The sequence below is a fragment of the Pseudomonas frederiksbergensis genome (genome assembly GCF_017114915.1).
GTDB classification, from domain to species: domain Bacteria; phylum Pseudomonadota; class Gammaproteobacteria; order Pseudomonadales; family Pseudomonadaceae; genus Aquipseudomonas; species Aquipseudomonas frederiksbergensis_I.
Map to the genome: position 1 here is coordinate 46,224 of NZ_JAAUOE010000023.1, position 16,346 is coordinate 62,569.

The 16,346-nt window shown below is 59.4% G+C and carries 18 protein-coding genes; 2 read left to right on the forward strand and 16 right to left on the reverse strand.

Annotated elements, in window-relative coordinates:
- Nucleotides 1–10: 10 nt before the first annotated feature.
- The 7 genes from HCU66_RS17130 to puuE all read right to left on the reverse strand — a co-directional run bounded on the left by HCU66_RS17130 (nt 11) and on the right by puuE (nt 6,458).
- On the reverse strand, nt 11–382 hold the full coding sequence (locus HCU66_RS17130) for a hypothetical protein (protein WP_205889591.1): 372 nt from the start codon (nt 380–382) through the stop codon (nt 11–13).
- Nucleotides 383–475: 93 nt separating this feature from the next.
- On the reverse strand, nt 476–1,834 hold the full coding sequence (locus HCU66_RS17135) for a nucleobase:cation symporter-2 family protein (RefSeq protein ID WP_205889592.1): 1,359 nt from the start codon (nt 1,832–1,834) through the stop codon (nt 476–478).
- Nucleotides 1,835–1,953: 119 nt separating this feature from the next.
- The gene (locus HCU66_RS17140) at nt 1,954–3,246 is read right to left on the reverse strand and encodes a urate hydroxylase PuuD (RefSeq protein ID WP_205889593.1); all 1,293 of its coding nucleotides are present in this window, start codon (nt 3,244–3,246) and stop codon (nt 1,954–1,956) included.
- Nucleotides 3,247–3,297: 51 nt separating this feature from the next.
- Nucleotides 3,298–3,801: an ureidoglycolate lyase gene (locus HCU66_RS17145; RefSeq protein ID WP_205889594.1), complete on the reverse strand. Its 504-nt coding sequence runs from the start codon at nt 3,799–3,801 to the stop codon at nt 3,298–3,300.
- A gap of 135 nt (nt 3,802–3,936) precedes the next feature.
- The gene (gene alc / locus HCU66_RS17150; RefSeq protein WP_205889595.1) at nt 3,937–4,932 is read right to left on the reverse strand and encodes an allantoicase; all 996 of its coding nucleotides are present in this window, start codon (nt 4,930–4,932) and stop codon (nt 3,937–3,939) included.
- A gap of 87 nt (nt 4,933–5,019) precedes the next feature.
- The gene (gene uraD, locus HCU66_RS17155) at nt 5,020–5,535 is read right to left on the reverse strand and encodes a 2-oxo-4-hydroxy-4-carboxy-5-ureidoimidazoline decarboxylase (protein WP_205889596.1); all 516 of its coding nucleotides are present in this window, start codon (nt 5,533–5,535) and stop codon (nt 5,020–5,022) included.
- Nucleotides 5,532–6,458 (reverse strand): allantoinase PuuE, encoded by a 927-nt coding sequence (gene puuE, locus HCU66_RS17160; RefSeq protein WP_205889597.1) that lies wholly within the window; start codon nt 6,456–6,458, stop codon nt 5,532–5,534. The genes uraD and puuE overlap by 4 nt, the downstream gene beginning before the upstream one ends.
- Before the next feature lie 435 nt (nt 6,459–6,893).
- Here puuE and uraH point away from each other — a divergent pair, with 435 nt between their 5' ends.
- Nucleotides 6,894–7,247, forward strand: a complete 354-nt coding sequence (uraH, locus tag HCU66_RS17165; protein ID WP_205889598.1) for a hydroxyisourate hydrolase — start codon at nt 6,894–6,896, stop codon at nt 7,245–7,247.
- A gap of 111 nt (nt 7,248–7,358) precedes the next feature.
- Here the strand turns inward: uraH and HCU66_RS17170 are convergent, their stop codons facing one another.
- From HCU66_RS17170 to HCU66_RS17185, 4 genes are all read right to left on the reverse strand, one after another.
- Entirely contained in the window at nt 7,359–8,915 is a 1,557-nt protein-coding gene (locus tag HCU66_RS17170) for a hypothetical protein (protein ID WP_205889599.1), read from the reverse strand.
- 356 nt (nt 8,916–9,271) lie between these two features.
- Complete coding sequence (locus HCU66_RS17175) at nt 9,272–9,901, reverse strand: LysE family translocator (protein WP_205889600.1); 630 nt, start codon at nt 9,899–9,901, stop codon at nt 9,272–9,274.
- A gap of 72 nt (nt 9,902–9,973) precedes the next feature.
- A complete protein-coding gene (locus HCU66_RS17180; RefSeq protein WP_205889601.1) occupies nt 9,974–11,323 on the reverse strand; it encodes an NCS2 family permease in 1,350 nt (449 codons plus the stop codon).
- Between the two features lie 249 nt (nt 11,324–11,572).
- Nucleotides 11,573–12,019, reverse strand: a complete 447-nt coding sequence (locus HCU66_RS17185; RefSeq protein WP_205889602.1) for a MarR family winged helix-turn-helix transcriptional regulator — start codon at nt 12,017–12,019, stop codon at nt 11,573–11,575.
- Nucleotides 12,020–12,101: 82 nt separating this feature from the next.
- Between HCU66_RS17185 and HCU66_RS17190 the strand changes: the two genes are divergently transcribed.
- The gene (locus HCU66_RS17190; protein ID WP_205889603.1) at nt 12,102–13,268 is read left to right on the forward strand and encodes an aminotransferase-like domain-containing protein; all 1,167 of its coding nucleotides are present in this window, start codon (nt 12,102–12,104) and stop codon (nt 13,266–13,268) included.
- Nucleotides 13,269–13,475: 207 nt separating this feature from the next.
- Here HCU66_RS17190 and HCU66_RS17195 read toward each other — a convergent pair whose 3' ends face one another.
- The 5 genes from HCU66_RS17195 to HCU66_RS17215 form a co-directional block, all read right to left on the reverse strand.
- Nucleotides 13,476–13,847, reverse strand: coding sequence for a glutathione S-transferase N-terminal domain-containing protein (locus tag HCU66_RS17195; RefSeq protein ID WP_205889604.1), 372 nt, complete (start codon nt 13,845–13,847; stop codon nt 13,476–13,478).
- Between the two features lie 100 nt (nt 13,848–13,947).
- On the reverse strand, nt 13,948–14,493 hold the full coding sequence (gene folE, locus HCU66_RS17200; RefSeq protein ID WP_205889605.1) for a GTP cyclohydrolase I FolE: 546 nt from the start codon (nt 14,491–14,493) through the stop codon (nt 13,948–13,950).
- A gap of 77 nt (nt 14,494–14,570) precedes the next feature.
- A complete protein-coding gene (locus HCU66_RS17205) occupies nt 14,571–15,128 on the reverse strand; it encodes a Smr/MutS family protein (RefSeq protein ID WP_183683957.1) in 558 nt (185 codons plus the stop codon).
- 86 nt (nt 15,129–15,214) lie between these two features.
- Complete coding sequence (locus HCU66_RS17210; RefSeq protein WP_205889606.1) at nt 15,215–15,535, reverse strand: hypothetical protein; 321 nt, start codon at nt 15,533–15,535, stop codon at nt 15,215–15,217.
- A 131-nt stretch (nt 15,536–15,666) separates the two neighbouring features.
- Nucleotides 15,667–16,257, reverse strand: coding sequence for a cysteine hydrolase family protein (locus HCU66_RS17215; protein ID WP_205889607.1), 591 nt, complete (start codon nt 16,255–16,257; stop codon nt 15,667–15,669).
- Nucleotides 16,258–16,346 lie beyond the last annotated feature (89 nt).

Sequence of the window (16,346 nt, forward strand, 5' to 3'; positions counted from 1 at the left end):
TTTTCTAAGGTCAGCGCTCTGGTGTGGCGCCTTTTCTGCTGCTGTAAAAATCATCCATCCGGTCAGCTTTAGTGCTGTTAGCAAGAGCTGAGCCAAGGCTTTCAAAAAGCCAAAAAACGCCCGTTCGGCTGTTCGAAAACAGTCGATCGAGCGTCATTCCGGGGGGCCTTGGTACTGTCCAGAGCCGGGATAAATTGGCTTTCTGGTCAGGAATTAAATCCGCGCTTTTTTTTAGAGCGAATTCGGGCGGGCGCGGAGAATACTGACTCCTTGGCCAGGTCTCAAGTGCCCCGCAACAGAGCACCGGCGATAGGTGTGGGGCACGGTTATGGGCGGTCAGCCCGGCGTCGCTGAACGACAGGCTTGTCGGGGTACGAATCATCTGTTGCTCCCTCTTGTTTTTATTGTTTGAGGCGCAGGCAGCCGCCCCTGTGGGAGCTGGCTTGCTCCCACAGGGTTTTGTGTTTTTACTGGGTCAGTGCGGGTGGGCGTGGCAGTCGTTGACGGCTGCGCGTTCGTGACCGCCAAGAATGTTGAACAACAGGTTCAACGCCAGGGCGCTCAATGTGGCCATGGCGATGCCGCTGTGGGTGATCGGGCTCATCCACATCGGCAGGTGGGCGAAGAACTCCGGACGCACCACCGGGATCAGCCCCATGCCGATACTCACCGCCACCAGCAATTGGTTGCGCCGGTCACCGATGTCGGCTTCCTGAAGAATCTTGATTCCCGTGGCGGCGACCATGCCGAACATCGCAATCGCCGCGCCACCCAGTACCGCCGGTGGAATTGACGCCACCAGGAACGCGGCTTTCGGCAACAGGCTCAGCATGATCAGCAAACCGCCGGCAACGATGGTCACCGAACGGCAACGCACGCCGGTCATCTGCACCAGGCCGATGTTCTGGGCGAATGAGGAGTGGGTGAAGGTGTTGAAGAAACCGGCGAAAAACGAAGCACCGGCATCGCACAGCAAGCCGCGCCGCAGCATCCGTGGCGTGACGTCCTGGCCAGTGATTTTGCCCAGCGCCAGGAACATCCCGGTGGACTCGACGAAGATGATCACCACCACCAGGCACATGGACAGAATTGGTGCGAGTTCGAATTTGGGCATGCCGAAATGCAACGGGGTGACAATTTGCAGCCACGGTGCCTGGTCCATGCCGCTGAGGTCGACCATGCCGATCACACCGCAAATCACGTAACCCAGGCCCATGCCGATCAGCACCGAAATGTTGACCCAGAAACCGTGCATGAAGCGATGGACCAGCAGAATGGTGGCCAGCACCAGTGCGGCGATGGCCAGGTAAACAGGCGAACCGAACTGAGCCGCGCCAGCGCCGCCACCGGCCCAGTTCACGGCCACGGGGAACAGCGATAAACCGATCGAGGTGATGACCGTGCCGGTCACCAGCGGCGGGAAGAAGCGCACGACTTTGGACATGAAGGGCGCGATGAGCATGCCGAAGAAACCGGCGGCAATGGTCGCGCCGAAGATCCCTTGCAGGCCGATGCCAGGCATCCCGGCCATGGCCACCATGCTGCCGACCGCGGCGAAACTGGCACCCATCATCACCGGCATGCGAATGCCCATCGGGCCGATGCCCAGCGACTGGACGATGGTGGCGATGCCGGCCACCAGCAGGTCGGCATTGATCAGAAAGGCGATTTCTTCACGGCTCAGGCCCGCGGCCTGCCCGATGATCAGCGGCACAGCAATGGCGCCGCCGTACATCAGCAGCACGTGTTGCAGACCGACCAGGATCAGTTGCACAAGGGGTAAACGTTGAATGGCGGGTGCGTCGGGGATGCGCGCTTCGGATAGCTCGGACATGCAACACCTCGGATCTTTTTTATTCTTGTGATTTTTGTATCAGGCAGGCCGCGTTGTGGCCGTTCGCCGGCGAGCCTCGCTCCTACAGGAGCTGGCTTGCCAGCGAAGCTTTTCAACGATTAATGGGTCGACGCTCCCTGAACAATCCACGCACCGATCAGGTCACGTTCCTGCTGGGTCATCTGGGTGATGTTGCCCAGGGGCATGATCTGGCTGGTGACGGCTTGAGCCTGAATGCGAGCGGCGTTTTGGCGGATCTGCTCTGGCGTATCGAACATCACCCCAGCTGGCGCGGCGCTGAACAGCGGACTGGTCGGTTTGGCCGAATGGCAGACCGTGCAACGCTCCTGGATCACGGAATGCACCTTGTCGAAGGCAGGCCCGGCGTTGGAGGCTTGTGCCGGTGCTTGAACAGGCTTCTCGACGGCAGGTTTGGCACCACCACCCAGGGCGGTTTCCGGCAGCGGCTGGTACTCGATGACCCCAGGGGCCTTGGCCACTTCAGGCGCGCTGGGCATCGGCGCCGGACCGGTCACGTACGCCAGGCAAATCATGCCGACCGCCGCAACGGGCAAGGTCCAGGCAAACTTGTGGCTGTCGTGACGGGTGTTGAAGTAGTGACGCACCAACACCGCCAGCACCGCGATCCCGGCCAGGATCAGCCAGTTGTACTGGCTGCCGTAGGTGCTCGGGAAGTGGTTGCTGATCATGATGAACAGCACCGGCAAGGTGAAGTAGTTGTTGTGCCGCGAACGCAACAGGCCTTTGGCCGGCAGCGCCGGATCGGGGGTGCGGTTCTCGGCAATCGCTGCCACCAGTGCGCGCTGGGCCGGCATGATGATGCGGAACACGTTGCCGACCATGATGGTGCCGATGATCGCGCCGACGTGCAGGTACGCACCACGACCGCTGAACACTTTGCTGAAGCCGTAGGCGGCGCCGATGATCAGCACGAACAGGATTGCGCCTAGCAGGGCAGGGCGTTTGCCCAGGGCCGAGTCGCAAAGGAATGAGTAGATGAACCAGCCGATGAACAACGAGCCCAGACCAAGGGCCACGCCTTCAGGGCCGCTCAGGGTGCTGCCCGGGGCCAGCAGGTACAGCGTCGGGTTGGAGTAGAACACCACGCACAGCAGCGCGACCCCCGACAACCAGGTGAAATAGGCTTCCCATTTGAACCAGTGCAGGTTGTCCGGCATGGTCGGTGGAGCCAGTTTGTATTTTTCCAGGTGGTAGATACCGCCGCCATGGATCGCCCACAAATCGCCCGCCAGCCCGTTTTTCGGGTTGACCCGGTTGAGGTTGTTTTCCAGCCAGACGAAATAGAACGACGCGCCGATCCAGGCCACGCCAGTGATCATGTGAACCCAGCGCACGCTCAGGTTCAGCCATTCCAACAGATGTGCTTCCACAGTCTTTACCTCTCGCCCGTCACTCTGTCGTCGAGTGATCGGACGCTTCTCTTATTGGTGGGGGGCGAGGATCAAACACTCATCCTCTTGGAAAAAATGCTCATCGCAGTTATTGCCTGTGCCACTGCGATCAACCACCAGGAAGTCATCCCGCTTTTCGATCGTCAGCACCGGGTGGTGCCAGACGCCGCGATGGTAATTAATGCCCTGCCTGCCGTTGGTGACGAAGGCGCGGACCAAGCCTGATACAGGTGCATCGCCAAGTGGCGCGACCACGATCAGAAAGGGGTTGCCGAGCAGAGGAATGAACGCCTGACTGCCCAGCGGATGGCGCTCCAGCATGCGGATGGTCAGCGGCATGTCCTGCGCGTCGGCGCGGAAGATGCTGATGATCGCCTTGTCCTCTGGCGTGGCGGTTTCCACCGTCGCCAGTTTGTGAAAGCGCATGGTCGAACCGTTGTTGATCATGAAGTGATCGCTGCCGTCGGTTTCGATCACGTCACCGAAAGGGGCGAAGGCTTCTTTGGTCAGCGGTTCAATCGTCAATGTGCGCATGCTGGTCTTCTTAATCTTTTGAATTTGATCGTTCCCACGCTCTGCGTGGGAACGTCGCCATGGACGCTCCGCGTCCACTGTGACGCGGAGCGTCACGGTATGCATTCCCACGCAGAGCGTGGGAACGATCGGGTGTTACTTCGCGACCTTGCCCAAGACGCGCAGGCGGCTCACACCACCATCCGGGAACACGTTCAGGCGGATGTGGGTAATCGGGCCCAGCGCCTTGATCTGCTCGGCGAAGGTGTGTTCGGCGTGCATTTCCAGCTTCTGGCTCGGCAGCAGTTCGCGCCAGAACAGCGATTGGGTTTCGATCTGGCTGTCGGTGCCGCCCTTCACGAACGCGCCCTGGATCGAGCAGCTGTCCGGGTAGTTGCCCTTGAAGTGCAGGGTGTCGACGATGACTTTCTCGACTTCACCGGCATGGCCCAGCGCGACGATCACCCAGTCATTGCCTGGCGTGCGACGACGGGCGGTTTCCCAGCCATCGCCCATGTTGATACCACGGCCCGGGTTGAGGATGTTGCTCATGCGGCCGAAGTGTTCGTCGGAGCAGGCGAGGGCGCGACCGCCGTTCAGGGCTGCAGCCAGGTCGACTTGTTCGTTGTCGCCAACGGCCGACCAGTCGCGGAACGGAATGCCGTACACGCGCAGACGGGCCACGCCACCATCCGGGTAGATGTTGAAGCGCAGGTGGCTGAACGCCTGGTCGTTATTGATTTCGTGGTAGTGGTGGCTGTTGCCTTGCAGCTCGACGGCCGACAGCACTTCAGTCCACTGGGTGTTTTCGTCTGGCTCGCCCGAGGCCAGGAAGCAGGCTTCCAGGGAGGCCGATGGCGGGTAGTTGCCGGTGAAGAATGAAGTGTCGATGTCCACGCCCTTGATCGAACCCGCCACACCCAGGCGGATCACCGCGCTGTCGTAGCCTTCGAAACGCTTGCGGCGCGACTCCCAGCCGTCCATCCACTTGCCGTTGTCATCGAACACGCCTTCCTTCCACACGGCCGGGGTCGGTTGGAACAGACGGTTGGCGTCTGCGAACCAGTCATCGGTGACCGAGATGATCTTGGTGCCCAGGCGGGCGTCGGCCAGGTTGACGAACTTCTCGAAAGGTACGGCGTAAGCTTTCATTCTTCTTGTCTGCCTTTAATAAAGTGGCTTGGGATACTTGCAGGGCCCGGGGCGTTTTTTGCGTTCGTCAACGTCGGGCCGAGCTTGCTATAGGGTCAGTAATCGGAACAGGGCGATCTTGTTGATCTCCGCCAGCGCGCACTTGAATTCGGTGTCGACCGGGTTGTGAATGCGCGTTTCGAACGCCGCGAGGATCTGATGCCGGTTGCTGCCTTTTACCGCCATGATGAAGGGAAACTTGAACTTGGCCTTGTAGGCGTCGTTCAGCTCGGTGAAGCGCTGGAACTCTTCTGCCGTGCATTGGTGGATACCGGCGCCGGCCTGTTCATGGGTGCTGGCTTCGGTCAGTTGGCCCTGGACGGCAGCTTTGCCGGCCAGGTCCGGGTGCGCGTTGATCAGGGCCAGTTGGCTTTCATGATCGGCGCTCAACAGGATGTCGCTCATGCGCTGGTGCAGGGTTTCGATCTGGTCGATCGAAGCGTCCTGGCCCAGGTCGAAGGCCTTCTCGGCCACCCATGGCGAATGTTCGTAGATGTCGGCGAAAGCGGCGACGAACGCATCGCGGCTCAGGCTCGACGGTTTGATGGTTTGAAAGGTGCTCATTTCGCGGCCCCTCGGAACGGGTGGGTTTCGTGCCAGTGGCGAGCGATGTCGACGCGGCGGCTGAACCACACCTGTTCATGACTTTTAGCGTATTCGATAAAGCGTTTGAGCGAGGCCAGACGCGCCGGACGGCCGATCAGGCGGCAGTGCAGGCCGATCGACAACATCTTCGGTGCTTCGGCGCCTTCGGCGTACAGCACATCGAAGGCGTCTTTCAGGTACTCGAAAAAGTCGTCGCCCTTGTTGAAGCCTTGGACCTGGGTGAAGCGCATGTCGTTGGTGTCCAGGGTGTACGGGATCACCAGGTGCGGTTTGCCGGTCGGGTTGTTCGGTTCCCAGTAGGGCAGGTCGTCGTCGTAGGTGTCGCAGTCGTAGAGGAAACCGCCTTCTTCCATCACCAGCCGACGGGTGTTCGGCCCGGTGCGGCCGGTGTACCAGCCCAGCGGACGCTCGCCGGTGATTTCGGTGAGGATGCGGATCGCTTCGAGCATGTGCTCGCGTTCCTGGGCTTCGTCCATGTACTGGTAGTCGATCCAGCGATAGCCGTGGCTGCAGATTTCGTGGCCGGCCTCGACCATCGCGCGGATCACGTCCGGGTGACGCTGGGCGGCCATGGCCACGGCGAAGATAGTCAGCGGGATGTCGAATGCCTTGAACAGTTTCAGAATCCGCCAGACACCGGCACGGCTGCCATACTCGTAAAGGGATTCCATGCTCATGTTGCGCTCGCCTTGCAGCGGCTGCGCCGAGACCATTTCCGAGAGGAAGGCTTCGGATTCTTTATCGCCGTGCAGGATGTTGCGCTCGCCACCTTCCTCGTAGTTGAGCACGAAGGACAGGGCGATGCGGGCATTGCCCGGCCAGTGTGGGTGAGGAGGGTTACTGCCGTAACCGATCAGGTCGCGTGGGTAGTCAGCGCTCACTGCAGTCTTCCTTCTTGTTCGTGTCGACTTGGTCAAAGTCAGGGTGTGTGTGGCGGCCTGGCGATGAGAGGGCAGGCTGGCGTCACAGCGATGGAGTGATTGTATACAACTTTATATTCACTTTGTAAGCCTGATTTTTTGCATTTTTCACCGACGGCCCTCATTGGAGGGTACTGCAAGAAACCTGCCTGACTGGTCAGCTAATGGATAGAAGGTCCAATGATTTTATGGTTTGGTGTGAAATTCGCTGACAACCCCCGGATGGCATTGGTGGCGGTAAAAATGTCGTTTTTATTGTGTACAATTTTTTTGAAAAATGTCTTAATCAGTCGCTTGCCGCAACTTTTCGTGCTCCGGAACGGTGCGGTCTCCTTTTCAACTGACTTCGGGAGGCGCGAGGTCTGACTGCTCCAGGCAGGCAGGCGCGCAGAATCAATGGGACGTTTGACTACACACGTTTTGGACGCTGCACACGGTTGCCCGGGCAGTTCGATCAAGGTCGAGCTGTACCGCGTCGAAGGCTCGCAGCTGGAACTGGTCGCCACGGTGCTCACCAACAGCGACGGTCGGGTCGATGCGCCACTGCTGCAAGGCGATGACTACCGTACCGGGGTCTATCAGCTTCAATTTCATGCGGGCGATTATTACCGCGCCCGGGGCGTTCAGCTGCCTGAGCCTGCGTTCCTCGACGTGGTGGTGCTGCGGTTCGGCATCTGTGCCGAACAGGATCACTACCATGTGCCGTTGCTGATTTCGCCTTACAGCTATTCCACGTATCGAGGCAGCTGATCCCCCAAGCAGCTGCCTTTTCCTGGAAGCGACTGCGCATATAGCTTCTTTGGTCTTTTGCCCGCTCACACTGCGGGCTTTTTTTTTGCAATTACGCCTCGTCTTGGGTACTCACAGTTTCGGCTGATCGTCTCTGATAATGAAGACCGTGTCCGGGTAAGCGATCGCTATCTGAGACCCGCCCTTGAGCCAGACGACTTTATTTGCCGCGTGTGCGGCTTGAACCGCTTGCATGGCTTGCTTTCCAACATGGTCGGTCAACCGGGCATGGGAACGGCCCGGATCGAGATCCAATGGCTGATGAATCTTGCGGCCTCTGATGCGATACAAGCTCAGGACGAACAGCAAATCATGTCCTGTGCGTCGAAACACCAGCGTCGGATAAGCGTTCAAAGGACTGGGTTCGAAGACGGTGTAGCCGTTGCGGGTCAAGAGGTTTGCCATGAAAAGCTTGAGGTCTGTCGCCGACTGGGTGGATATGAAATACCGCCACTCTGGCTGAAATCGCTGCGGGTCGAAATCCAGTCGCTGCATGGAGCCTTCAGTGTTGGGTACAGGCAGAACTAATGTTCGAGTCTTCCCTGCTGCTGCGGATGTCGGCAGTGTCTGAAGCATGAGCAGTGGGTCAGCCAGTTCTGGTCGAGGCGTGCTGTTTCCGGTTTTCCAGTCATTGAACGTTTGCCTGAGTAAAGTCAGTCCTGTTCCTGTGGCCATGTCAGAGCCGTTGGCGAGAATGAATTGTTTTTTTGCGACATTGAACCGTGAGGCATCTGTCAGCTCCGGAAAGTGGGAGGCTACGTATTCCGTCAGCGGTCTTTGAAAAGGGAGATTCGGATCGACTTCCCAATGAAGGGCGGGAGGAACGCGAATCACGCCACGGGGCTGTTGCAAGAAGTCTGTTTTGAGAATCCGGTCCAACGACGCGTAGTCATAGATCATATGGGTAGGGTTCTTGATGTAGACGATCGGCTCATTCGGTGCCGTGCCGCGCGGGACGAGCTTGTAGTGGATACCCTCTATGGTGATGTTATCGGGTGAAGTGTGTTCGCGTGCAACTCCCCAGGTTTTCCAGGGGTCAAGTAGAAGATCAATCGCTGGAACCTGCGGAGCTCTGGATTCGGAGGCTGTTCGGTTCGTGCCAGCGGATGTACCTTCGTCTGCATCAATCTGCGGCGTCTCTTCATCTGCCGCCCGACCGCGTTTGGCCAGTACGGCCTGCTGTTCTTCCTCCGGCAAGCGTCGGCGCGTGATGATCAGTTCCGAGGTGCCTCCTTCCATGACACTGCCCGACAGAATCGGCCGCCACTTGAGTGTTCCTGTCACTTGCTCAAGTCGGGGGCCGGATGGCCTGAGTTCGTTCGATAACCTGGCTCTGTATTGATTCTGCGCATCGTTGCCTATGAGAACCGTTCCTCCGTCCACAAGATCAACATACAAACGCATCGATCCGGCTGGTCTGATACCGGATTGCGCATCGGGTTCCGGCAACCTGGCGACCAGTCTCGGCGGGAGAAAATAATTGCTTAGCGGTAGCTCCGTGGGGATATGGCGAATGTGCGTATCGATCGGGAGGTCGACGATCTCAATCGTCGGAGGCTGGGATTCGGGTGCTGGAGCAAATTGTGGGGATGGCTCCGTATGTGTCAGATCGACGCCACGACCTTCCATGGCCAAGGGAAGCCTCGGAAATGTCGGTAGCGTTGTATCGCGAACATTGGAGGTTGTTTCGTGTGAAGAAGGTGCAGCATTCGGTCGTGTCGGTCGTTTGGGGCTCATTGGTTATATGTACTCGCAGAGTCGATTCATTTTTCCGGTATCCATCGGGCGCAATCTGGATAGGCGGTACCGGATGCTCTGTGAATCAACGCTTCGACGTGCGGTACATATATCTATGCTGTGAAGCTAAATGTTGCTGAGTGATACCCTTTTGTTGTTCGTTGTTCAATTTGGAACAAGGCCCTCGCAGGATCGCAGGCGATCCTGCGAGGGTAAATCCGCTGATGTTGAAGACCCCGTTGAAAGTGTCAGTGGCTGCTCAGTAAAGAGGCTGTACCCGCACCGCCAAACAAGCCGGCACTGACCCGGTTAAACCAGCTCTGCCCCTTGCCACTGCGCAGATACCGCGCCGCGCCATGAGCCCCCAGCCCATAAGCCAATTTGCACAGCAGATCCAGCACGGTCCAGGTGGCAATCATCACCAGCAACTGCGGCAGGAACGGTTGTTCTGCACTCAAAAACTGCGGCAGGAACGCGGCAAAGAACAAAATGTCTTTCGGATTGCTGGCGCCGAGCATGAACGCGCGCCCGAACAGTGCACGAAAGTGCGGCAGCGGTGCAGCCTGGGGCACTTCGGCGTTCTGGGATGGCTGGCGCGATTGCTGCCAGCTCTGCCAGGCGAGGTAGAACAGGTACAGCGCGCCAACGATTTTCAGCGCGCTGAACAGCTGTTCCGACGCCAGCAGCAATGCACCCAAGCCAAGCGCCGAAGCACTGAGCAGGCAGATCGAGGCAAACACGCCCCCCAGAAACGCCGGGTAAGAACGGCGCAAACCGTAATTCAGGCTGTTGCTGATCATCAGCAACGACAGTGGCCCCGGTATCAGGATCACCACCAGCGCAGCGCCGCTGAACAGCAGCCAGGTTTCCAGACTCATCACTTTCCTCCCTATGCACAAAAGCCTCACCCGACGGGGTGAGGCTGGTTTGAAACGCGTACCGCGTGACGCTTACAAGAAGATGAACTTGGCGATGAAGATCGCGCAGAGCACCCACAGGCTGACGGAAATTTCCTTGTACTTGCCAGTGCCGGCCTTCAGCGCCACGTAGGTGATGAAGCCCAGCGCGATGCCGTCGGCGACCGAGAAGGTCAGCGGCATCATGATCGCGGTAACGATCGCCGGAATGCTGTCGGTCGCTTCGTCCCATTCGATGTGCGCCATGCCGCCCATCATCAGCATCGCTACATAAATCAGCGCACCAGCGGTTGCATAAGCGGGGATCATGCCAGCCAGCGGTGCGAAAAACATCGCGGCAATAAATAGCACACCTACGGTCACGGCGGTAAGACCAGTCCGACCACCCGCCGCTACGCCAGCGGCACTTTCCACATAGCTTGTTACTGGAGGGACACCGACCACCGCACCAAATACGCTGGAAGCACTGTCGGCTTTCATGGCGCGGGACAGGTTTTCGATCCGGCCGTCAGCGTTCACCAGGTTGGCGCGCTGGGCGACGCCCATCAAGGTGCCGGCGGTGTCGAACATGTGCACGAAGAGGAAGGCCAGTACCACGCTGATCATGCTGACGTTGAACACGCCGGCGACGTTCATGGCCATCCAGGTCGGCGCCAGGCTCGGCGGGGCAGACATGATGCCCTCATAGTGCACCAGGCCCAGACCCCAACCGGCCAGGGTCACGGTGATGATGCTGATGAGGATCGCGCCAAAGACTTTGTGGTAGCTGAGCACGGCGATCATCAGGAAGCAGATGGCCGCCAGCAGCGGGCCGGGCTCGCGCAGGGAGCCGAGCTTGATCAGGGTGGCCGGGCTATCGACGACGATGCCCGCGGTTTTCAGGCCGATCAGCCCCAAAAACAGGCCCACACCAGCGCCCATGGCAAAGCGAAGGCTCACCGGAATGCTATTGAGCAGCCATTCGCGAATCCGGGAGAAGGTCAGGATCATGAACAACACACCGGAAACGAATACCGCACCGAGGGCGGTTTCCCAGTTGTAGCCCATGGTGCCGACCACGGTGTAGGTGAAGAACGCGTTCAGACCCATGCCCGGCGCCAGGCCCACCGGCCAGTTGGCGTACAGGCCCATCAACAGGCAGCCCAGTGCGGCGGCGATGCAGGTGGCCACGAACGCGGCACCGTGATCGATCCCGGCGTCAGCCATGATGTTGGGGTTGACGAAGATGATGTAGGCCATGGTGATGAAGGTTGTCAGACCGGCGATCAGCTCGGTCTTCACCGTGGTGCCATGCAAGCTGAGTTTGAAGATGCGCTCCAGCCAGCCATTGCGTAATGGCGGCGAGAGTTCCAGCGTCGAGGCTTCGGATTTGCGGCTTTCCACAGCGAGTACTCCTCAAGAGTTTTATTGTTATTTCCAGGGCCGGACCCATGAGGGTGGCAGCGACCCTTTGAGGTACTTGCGAATTTGTTGACCTGATGGTCAGGAACTCGCACGAAGCGAATTATGCTTTTGTATACAAATAAAGCAAATAATGTTTTTGATTTTGTAGACGAAAAGTTTGGCAATAGGGATATATCGCCAGGAAGGGCGGTAGATGATCGTTCCCACGCTCTACGTGGGAATGCTCGGTTACTCGGTCGCTGTTTGGGTTTTTCCTAACGCCAGATTCACCGCCAACCACCCATTCACCGCCGTCTCCCCAGCCTCGGCAAACACCCGCTCCAGCAATTTCACCTGCTCGCGCCGCAGCGATTGCTCGAACCGCGCGCCTTCGACGGTCAGTTCCAGCAGCCGCTTACGCTTGTCGGTCTCGGACGCGACGCTGTTCACCAGGTGCATTTCCACCAACTGACGCAGCGGAATGTTCAGCGCCTGCTTGCTCACGCCAAGCAACGCCAGCAATTCCTTGACGCTGAGGGCAGGGTAGCGGGCGATGAAAAACACGATGCGCTGATGCACCCGGCTCAAGCCGCGACGCTCGAGCATTTCATCAGCCTTGGCGGTGAAGGCCTGGTAGCCGAAGAAAAACGCTTCCATGGCTTGTTGCTGAGTGCTGGGGTTTTTAAGGTCAAGCATGTTGACGTATTCGCTCGGTCTGTCGTAATTTCGGTCAACCAGTTTGACTCATTTTCCTCAGGCCTCGCTACCGGTGACCCCCATGGCTTTTTCCGAACGTGTCTCGCGCCTTAAAAGTTCTTTGATCCGTGAAATCCTCGCCGCCGCCCAGCGCCCGGAAGTGATGTCGTTCGCCGGCGGCTTGCCGGCCGAAGCCATGCTGCCGAAGGTCGAGTGGGCGGACATGCCGCTGTCCATGGGCCAATACGGCATGAGCGAAGGCGAACCTGCGCTGCGTGAAGCGTTGGCGGCCGAGGCCCGGGCGTTGGGCGTGCCGTGCGAGGCGGGTCAGGTGCTGGTGGTCAGCGGTTCGCAACAAACCCTCGATCTGGCGGCCAAGCTCCACATCGACAAAGGCACCGAGATCCTGCTCGAAGCGCCGACCTACCTGGCGGCGTTGCAGATTTTTCAGCTGTTTGGCGCTGATTGCATCACCGTCCCGCTGGAAGCCGATGGCCCGAACCTTGAGCAACTGCGCAGCCGTCTGGAACAGCACAAGCCAGCATTTATCTACCTGATTCCGACGTTTCAGAATCCTTCGGCGGTGCGCTACAGCGAAGCCAAGCGCGATGCGGTGGCGGCGTTGCTCGACGAGTTCGGCGTGACCTTGATCGAAGACGAACCCTACCGCGAACTGACCTTCGACGGCGGCAGTGCCACGCCGATCGTCAGCCGCTTGACCACGGCCAGTTGGATCTACACCGGTACCGTGTCGAAAACCCTGTTGCCGGGCCTGCGGGTCGGTTACCTGATCGCCAGTCCGGACCTGTTTCCGCATTTGCTGCGGCTCAAGCAATCGGCCGATCTGCACACCAACCGCATCGGGCAGTGGCAAGCGCTGCAATGGATCGGCACCGAGAAATACCGGCAGCACCTGGGCGAGTTGCGGGACTTCTACCGGGTTCGTCGGGATGCGTTCCAGTCGGCACTTGAAAGGCATTTTTGCGATCTGGCGGATTGGAATGTGCCGCAGGGTGGGCTGTTTTTCTGGCTGACATTGAAGCAGCCGCTGGATACTCGAACGCTGCTCAAGGCTGCACTGGCGGCGGATGTGGCGTTCATGCCGGGCGAACCGTTTTTCCCCGAGCCGGACAACAACCCCGGCCATTTGCGGCTGAATTTCAGCCACATCGACCCGGCGCGGCTGGACGAAGGGCTCAAGCGGTTGGCGGTGGTGGTGCGTCAGGCCCAGGCGGCGCAAGCGGCCTGAGGCTGTTGGTGGGAGAGGGTGTAGAAACGAATAAACCGGCCAGTCGCCGGTTTATTTTTGTTCGGGTTTTGCGGTGACTGTGCCGACGCCTTCGCGGGCAAGCCTCGCTCCTACAGGTTTGGTGTCGTTCGCCGACAATGCGAACGACTTAAATCCGTAGGAGCGAGGCTTGCCCGCGAAGAGGCCACCCATCACACCACAAAAGCGTCAGACCGCAGCAAACCGCTTATCCAGATATTCAATGATCACCTTGGACTCATACATCCAGGTGGTCTGGCCATTCTCTTCGATGCGCAGGCACGGCACCTTGATCTTGCCGCCTTGCTCCAGCAGGGCCTGGCGATCCTGTTCGTTGTTCTTGGCATCGCGCAAGGCCACCGGAACGTTCAGGCGACGCAGGGTGCGACGGGTTTTCACGCAGAACGGGCAGGCGTGGAACTGATACAGGGTCAGGTCCTTGGCGGCTGCTTCGACCTGGGCCTGAGCGGCGGCGGGGCGCTGCTTCTTGCCTGGACGGGTGATGAAGTCGATGAAGATGATCAGTTGGCCGAGGCCGACACGAAGCGCTTTGACGAACACGGTATAAGTCTCTCAGGGCAAACAGAAGGCGCGCAGCTTACCTGATTTTTCGCAGGCGAAAAAAAACCGGCGATCAGTGCCGGTTTTTTCGTGCTGCGCGTTACTTGATCAGGCTGAGAAACTCGCTGCGGGTGGCCGCGTTTTCGCGGAACTCGCCGAGCATCACCGAGGTGATCATGGTCGAATTCTGTTTCTCCACACCGCGCATCATCATGCACATGTGCTTGGCCTCGATCACCACCGCCACGCCCAGGGCGCCGGTGACTTCCTGGACCGCATCGGCGATCTGACGGCTGAGGTTTTCCTGGATCTGCAGGCGGCGGGCGTACATATCGACGATCCGCGCGACTTTCGACAACCCCAAAACCTTGCCGCTCGGGATGTAGGCAACGTGGGCCTTGCCGATGAACGGCAGCATGTGGTGCTCGCACAACGAGTAGAGCTCGATGTCCTTGACCAGCACCATCTCGCTGTTGTCGGAGCTGAACAAGGCACCGTTGGTGACCTCCTCCAGCGTCTGTTCATAACCGCGGCAGAGGTACTGCATGGCTTTGGCGGCACGTTTTGGCGTGTCGAGCAGGCCCTCGCGGGAGGCATCCTCGCCCAATTGGCCGAGAATCTCGGTGTAATTCTGTTCCAGGGACATGAAACTACCTGTGGGATTTTACGCAAAGGGCAAGGGTACGGTGGCGGACACGGCGCTGCAAGCGTGAAGCGACAGCATTACTCGTCGCGACCTTCCATCATGGTGCGTTTGAGCATTACATAAACCGCCCCGGCGCCGCCATGTTTCGGTTGGCACGAGGTGAAGCCGAGCACCTGTGGATGCTGACGCAGCCAGGTGTTGACGTGGCTTTTGATCATCGGCCGCTTGCCGTCCAGACGCACGGCTTTGCCGTGGGTGACGCGCACGCAGCGGATTTCGAATCGGGTTGCTTCGGCCAGAAACGCCCAAAGGGTTTCACGGGCCTTTTCCACGTTCATGCCATGCAGGTCGAGGCTGCCTTCGAACGGTATCTGTCCGATCTTGAGCTTGCGCATCTGGCTTTCCTGCACACCATCGCGCGCCCACATCAACTCGTCTTCCGGGCCGACATCAATGACAAACTGATCGGACAGCCCGTCTACGGTGGTGGCATCGGTGCGCACGGTGGCAGCCTGGCGCAGCTTGGCGATTTGCGCGCGGTCGGCCTTGGGTTTGCCGGTTTCGGCGCGATCGTGCTTGATTGGCTTGACGCCTTGGATCGCGCTTTTGAACAGGGAAAAATCGTCGTCTTGCATGTCAGCCTCCGCGAAGGGGGGCAGTTTACCCAAGTCGGAGCGCTATCCATAACAATTGAGGCCCGTCAAAACGCCGGGCCTTTGATTCAGTCGTGTTTTTTCATCAGGTGCGGGGCTATGTTCAGCTCTCGCGACTGGCGCGAACGGCGACGGCAGCGGCGCCACAGCAACACGCCGAGGTACAGCACGAACAGGCCCACCGCCAGAATGATCGACGAGCCTAGCGGGCTGGCATTCAACTCGCCCAGCGCCGGCGGCCGCCCCAGCAGGCTGGCCGCGCCGGCCATCGCCAACAACACACCGCAGGTCGCCAGCAGGGCCGCGAACGCTGCGCCGAAGCGAAACCGCCAGTTTCTTTGGCCCTTGGGCCGCAAGCGGCGTGCATCAAAACCATCGGATAACTTCATTCCGACCTTCCTCAATGGGTATCGGCCCTTCGACCGGGAGTTGACCGGGATGTTCCTGAGGCTAGGGCAATTACGGCAAATGAGAGGCTTTTGCGGATGAGCGGCGGTATGGGCCGCTCTTCGACGGTCGATCAGATCAGATCGTGGGTCAGGGCGAGGGTGGCGAAGTTGTCCGCCATGATCGCCATTTCGGTCTGCTGAACGTGTTCGGCGCTGAGGATCCCGCCCTTGCAAGGCAAATCCCGCGTTGCGCAGGCGTCTTCGACCAGAGTGCAGCGAAAGCCCAGGTTCTTCGCTGCGCGCACGGTGGTGCTGACGCTGGAGTGACTCATGAAGCCGCAGACGATCAGGTCAAGCGAGCCCAGTTGCTGCAGGCGGTCGTACAGCTCGGTGCCGTGAAACGCGCTCGGCAGCAACTTGCCGATGACGGTTTCGTCGCCCTGTGGCTCCAGGCCCGGGATGAACTCACCGCGCTCGCCTTGTGGGTCGAACAGCCCACCGACGGTGCCGAGGTGGCGCACATGCACGATCGGCCGACCGGCTGCACGGGCAGCGGCCAGCAGCTGTTTGATGTTCGCGACGGCAGCATCCATGCCGCTCAGGGCCAGCGGACCACTGAGGTATTCTTTCTGGGCATCGATGATGACAAGGGTCGCATGACCCAGATTGGCCGCTGCGTAACCACGGCCGCTGAGTTGAAACATCGTTTTTGGAACGGACATTCTGGGGCTCCTTCGGGTGGGGCTTTTGCGACATTGTCCTCTGGCTGAGCGCTTCTGTGAATCGCTACCATCGTAGGCGCCGCCGTTAC

Coding starts and splice junctions, on each gene's coding strand:
- HCU66_RS17130 (WP_205889591.1), bottom strand. CDS start 382: ATGATTCGTACCCCGACAAGCCTGTCGTTCAGCGACGCCGGGCTGACC.
- folE (WP_205889605.1), bottom strand. CDS start 14,493: ATGTCCCTGGAACAGAATTACACCGAGATTCTCGGCCAATTGGGCGAG.
- HCU66_RS17145 (WP_205889594.1), bottom strand. CDS start 3,801: ATGCGCACATTGACGATTGAACCGCTGACCAAAGAAGCCTTCGCCCCT.
- HCU66_RS17170 (WP_205889599.1), bottom strand. CDS start 8,915: ATGGAAGGTCGTGGCGTCGATCTGACACATACGGAGCCATCCCCACAA.
- HCU66_RS17205 (WP_183683957.1), bottom strand. CDS start 15,128: ATGCAAGACGACGATTTTTCCCTGTTCAAAAGCGCGATCCAAGGCGTC.
- HCU66_RS17210 (WP_205889606.1), bottom strand. CDS start 15,535: ATGAAGTTATCCGATGGTTTTGATGCACGCCGCTTGCGGCCCAAGGGC.
- alc (WP_205889595.1), bottom strand. CDS start 4,932: ATGAAAGCTTACGCCGTACCTTTCGAGAAGTTCGTCAACCTGGCCGAC.
- HCU66_RS17190 (WP_205889603.1), top strand. CDS start 12,102: ATGGCTTTTTCCGAACGTGTCTCGCGCCTTAAAAGTTCTTTGATCCGT.
- HCU66_RS17175 (WP_205889600.1), bottom strand. CDS start 9,901: ATGAGTCTGGAAACCTGGCTGCTGTTCAGCGGCGCTGCGCTGGTGGTG.
- HCU66_RS17215 (WP_205889607.1), bottom strand. CDS start 16,257: ATGTCCGTTCCAAAAACGATGTTTCAACTCAGCGGCCGTGGTTACGCA.
- HCU66_RS17185 (WP_205889602.1), bottom strand. CDS start 12,019: ATGCTTGACCTTAAAAACCCCAGCACTCAGCAACAAGCCATGGAAGCG.
- uraD (WP_205889596.1), bottom strand. CDS start 5,535: ATGAGCACCTTTCAAACCATCAAACCGTCGAGCCTGAGCCGCGATGCG.
- HCU66_RS17135 (WP_205889592.1), bottom strand. CDS start 1,834: ATGTCCGAGCTATCCGAAGCGCGCATCCCCGACGCACCCGCCATTCAA.
- uraH (WP_205889598.1), top strand. CDS start 6,894: ATGGGACGTTTGACTACACACGTTTTGGACGCTGCACACGGTTGCCCG.